General features: G+C 34.5%; 1 protein-coding gene. It reads right to left on the bottom strand.

The features are described from left to right. A partial coding sequence (locus tag AAEY72_RS15285; RefSeq protein ID WP_502945404.1) for a hypothetical protein occupies positions 1 to 264 on the bottom strand: 264 nt, incomplete at both ends.

Consider the following 264-nt stretch of genomic DNA (forward strand, 5'->3'; position numbering starts at 1 on the left):
TTTGTGGATATTTTACAAAAGTATCAATATTCCAATCTTCTTTTAAGGCTGGGTGATCTTTATGTAAATACACTAAGGGGAGGTCGGTAAATAATACTTCGTAATTGATAAAGTAAGGTAAAAGTTTAATCGATTCTTTTGATCTTGGGTGGCTCTCTCGGCCAGTAAAACCAATGTCAACTTCTCCTCGAATAATAGCTTCAATTGAATCATAGTCCCAGTTATGAACTTTGACTTTAGCGTCTGGATACTGCTGAAATATTT

The organism is Psychrobacter sp. W2-37-MNA-CIBAN-0211 (genome assembly GCF_040309405.1).
Classification (GTDB): Bacteria; Pseudomonadota; Gammaproteobacteria; order Pseudomonadales; family Moraxellaceae; genus Psychrobacter; species Psychrobacter glaciei.